General features: G+C 72.6%; 5 protein-coding genes. 3 read left to right on the top strand and 2 right to left on the bottom strand.

Features of this window, described 5'->3' with window-relative positions:
* On the bottom strand, nt 1-1,168 hold a 1,168-nt coding region (locus I003_RS33795), incomplete at its 3' end, for a helix-turn-helix domain-containing protein (RefSeq protein WP_158689047.1).
* Between the two features lie 138 nt (nt 1,169-1,306).
* Here I003_RS33795 and I003_RS36300 point away from each other — a divergent pair.
* The 3 genes from I003_RS36300 (at nt 1,307) to I003_RS0129135 (ending at nt 2,888) form a co-directional block, all read left to right on the top strand.
* Complete coding sequence (locus I003_RS36300; RefSeq protein WP_158689048.1) at nt 1,307-1,471, top strand: hypothetical protein; 165 nt, start codon at nt 1,307-1,309, stop codon at nt 1,469-1,471.
* A 152-nt stretch (nt 1,472-1,623) separates the two neighbouring features.
* Complete coding sequence (locus I003_RS0129130; RefSeq protein WP_027774672.1) at nt 1,624-2,289, top strand: ATP-dependent Clp protease proteolytic subunit; 666 nt, start codon at nt 1,624-1,626, stop codon at nt 2,287-2,289.
* Nucleotides 2,290-2,291: 2 nt separating this feature from the next.
* Complete coding sequence (locus tag I003_RS0129135; protein ID WP_027774673.1) at nt 2,292-2,888, top strand: ATP-dependent Clp protease proteolytic subunit; 597 nt, start codon at nt 2,292-2,294, stop codon at nt 2,886-2,888.
* A gap of 124 nt (nt 2,889-3,012) precedes the next feature.
* Here I003_RS0129135 and I003_RS0129140 read toward each other — a convergent pair whose 3' ends face one another.
* The gene (locus tag I003_RS0129140) at nt 3,013-3,438 is read right to left on the bottom strand and encodes a helix-turn-helix domain-containing protein (protein WP_027774674.1); all 426 of its coding nucleotides are present in this window, start codon (nt 3,436-3,438) and stop codon (nt 3,013-3,015) included.
* Between the last annotated feature and the right edge of the window lie 115 nt (nt 3,439-3,553).

The raw sequence follows: 3,553 nt of genomic DNA on the forward strand, positions 1-3,553 counted from the left end.
CCCCGGCCCGCCGCAGCTCTGCCAGCTCCTCGGGCCGGCGGGCGCCGGCGTGGTAGGCCAGATCCCGTAGCTCTTCGAGTTCGGAGCGGTGCCGGAAGGCTTTGGCCAGCCGGAGGACCTCGGTCACGGGCGTCAACGCACCCACACGCTGAAGCAGGGGCTCGCCCAGACGAATCTGCACACCCTGCTTGTTCACGGCGGAGGACAGGATCAGCCGCCGCAGGCGAGGGCCGTCGCACAGCCGCGCGGCCGTGTCAAGCAGCCTCCGCCCGTCGATGCCGCGGCCGGCATCCGTCAGGTGCACATACAACTGGGCCACCAGCTGCGGCTCCCTGCCGCGGGCGAAGTCTGCGAGCGCGCCGTCCGCTTCCGCGTCGCGGTCCTCGTCGCGCAGCTCAGCCAGCAGATCGACGATGTCCTCCATGTCCATGTCGGGCGTGAGCGGCGAGGACGGTGCGGGTGCGAATCCCTCCTCCCACAGAGCCAGCTCCCGGTGGGTGTCGTCAGCCATCTCCTCGGTGCGCCGGGCGTCGCGCTCCTGCAGCCGCAGCAGGGCACCGGTCTGGGCGATCAGGCCCTCCAGCTCGGCGACGCGCCGCAACGCGGCGTCGCGCTCCCGCTCCAGCCGCGCGGCCTGCTCCGCGTAGTCGTGCCGGCCGCCGGCGGCGCGCAACTTGGCCAGCTCGTCCTCGGCACGCCGGCGATGCGCCCGCTCCTGCCGCAGCTCCCCTTGAAGTCCGTCCATCTCCCGGGCCGTGGCGGCCTGCTGCTCGGCGAACTTCTCCTTCAGCTCCTCGACCTCGTAGGCGCGGGCGGACAGCGGTCCCCGGGCGCGGGCCGCGGCGTAGAGCAGGGTGCGGCTGCCCTTGACCGCCTCGCTCACCTCCGGCGCGTCGGGGCCGTCCTCTTCCCCGGCTCCGCCGGCTCCGTCGGCGAGCAGCCGGTGCAGGCGGGTGAGCAACTGCGGCTGCGGCAGGCTCTGTCCGGACAGGAACCGCGACATCCGGCTGGGATCGACACCCAGGGCCCCGGCAAGGGCCTCGGAGGTCATGCCGGCCCGTTCGCGCAGCGTCCGCAGGTGCCCGGCGAAGACCTTCACGTCCTTGTGCAGCGCGCCGTCCAGCGCCCCTAACGCCCGCGGCCGGCTCAACCGGTGCTCTCCGTCCACGCTCTCCTCCCGTACCTTGCCCACCCCGCAACTTGCCCCTGCCGGGCGCAAGGTGTCCTTGCCGACTGCCGCAACCAGGCTGCGGCGCGCTGGGCTTGACCCTAGCCGGATCCGCCCCGGCCGAGAGGAGATCAGCCCATGCCCACCTCCACCCCGCCCCGGACGCCGGACTCCCGGCCCTTCCTCGAACTGCGCGTCGGGGGCGTCCACCTGGTGGTCCAGCACGTCCCGTACCGGCTGCTGGCGTTGCTGAGCACGGCCGCCGGCGCCCTCGGCGGAGCCGTATGGGCCACCGGCCGCTGACCGCCGGCGGCGATGCCGGGCCTGTCGCCACGTTCCCGGGAAGGTCCCCTCTGCCCAGGGCGTATCTGCCCCGGGCAAAGATCCCTCCCCTTCGCCCCGCCTCCCGCCGACTGTGGAAGCAGCAAGCACCACTCATCCACGAGGGAGGCACGATGACACCACCGCCCCGCGCCACGGCCTGGTCCCCGGCCCTGGCACCGCGCGCCGAGGACGAAGAGGGGGCACCGCCCCCGTCCAGGTTCGACGACCACCTGTCCGCCCAGCTCCTCGGCCAGCGCATCGTCCTCCTCGGCACCGAGGTCACCGACGCCTCCGCGAACCGCGTCTGCGCGCAGCTCCTGCTCCTGTCCGCCGAGGACCCGCGCACCGACATCGCGCTCTACGTCAACAGCCCCGGCGGCTCCGTCCACGCCGGCCTCGCCATCTACGACACGATGCGGCTGATCCCCAACGACGTGGCGACGCTCGCCATGGGCTTCGCCGCCAGCATGGGGCAGTTCCTGCTCACGGTCGGCACGAAGGGCAAGCGTTTCGCGCTGCCGCACGCGCGGATCATGATGCACCAGCCCTCCGCGGGCATCGGCGGCAGCGCCGCCGACATCGAGATCCAGGCGGACAACCTGGAGTACAGCAAGACCCTCATGGAACGCCTCCTCGCCGACCACACCGGCCAGGACCAGGCGACGATCTCCCGCGACGGCGACCGCGACAGGTGGTTCACGGCGGAGCAGGCGAAGGAGTACGGAATGGTGGACCACGTCGTCGAGTCGTTCGCCGACATCCGCCCGGCAGCTTCGAAGCGACGGATGGGGCTGTGACCATGAGCCAGTACACGATCCCGAACGTCGTCGAGCGCACCGCGCACGGCGAGCGCGCGTACGACATCTACAGCCGGCTGCTCTCGGAACGGATCATCTTCCTCGGCACCGAGATCGACGACGGCGTCGCGAACGTCGTCATCGCCCAGCTCCTCCACCTGGAGTCGGCGAGCCCCGGCACCGAGATCTCGATCTACCTCAACTCACCCGGCGGCTCGTACACCTCGCTCATGGCGATCTACGACACGATGACGTTCGTCGGCGCCCCCATCTCCACGTTCTGCGTGGGGCAGGCGGCGTCGACCGCGGCGGTGCTGCTCGCGGGCGGGGAGAAGGGGCGCCGCTTCGTGCTGGAGCACGCGCGGGTGCTGCTGGGCCAGCCCGCGAGCGGCGTGCGGCGCGGGACGGTGTCGGACCTGAGCCTGGAGGCGAAGGAGATCATGCGGATCCGGGCGCAGATGGAGGAAGTCCTGGCGCGGCACACCGGGCACGAGGTGGCGACGCTGCGCGCGGACACGGACAGGGACAAGGTGTTCACCGCGCAGGAGGCGGTGGCGTACGGGCTGGCGGACCAGGTGATCAGCAAGCGCCATTTGTGACGGGACGCGGCCGGGCCCAGCGGGGCGCCGCCCCGCTGGGCCGTATGCCGTCTCGTATGCCCGTTCGCGGCCGGGTGCCGCGCTGTGCCGTACGCCCTGCGCCGTACGCCCCGTGCCGGGCGGATCAGGCGGCGAGCCGCACGTCACCCGGCCGCGAACGGGCGCTGGGCAGTTCCGTGACGGAAGAGAGCCCGCCGGCCCGCCCACGCCCCCGGTCCCGCTCCGCGTCCCGTACGGCGGAGAGGCGGACGATCTCGCCGTGCACGAGCACCAGCAGGTCGGCCAGGCGCAGCCCGAGCGCCTGCGCGGCGGCGGCGAGAACCTCGGACGAGGCTTCCTTGAGGCCGCGTTCGACCTCGGAGAGGTACGGCATGGAGATCCGCGCGGAGTCGGCGACGTCCTTCAACGTACGTTCCTGAGCCAACCGCTCACGCCGCAGCACACCACCGACCACCTGCCGCCACAGGGGCTCGCGCCCGTCGGTCGCCTCGGGCGCCGGAGGGCGCAGGGGGAGGACGCGGGCGTGGCGGTCGGGCGCGTGATCGGTCACGTTCTCAGCGTAGGCGGGTGGAGGGCGAAGGGAAGGGGTGGGCGATCTGCCCACGGCAGAATCGCCGACGGCGAACGCGGCGGCGGCAAGCCCCGGACGGTCTGGGAGAAGCAAC

The sequence above is a fragment of the Streptomyces sp. CNQ329 genome (assembly GCF_000482585.1).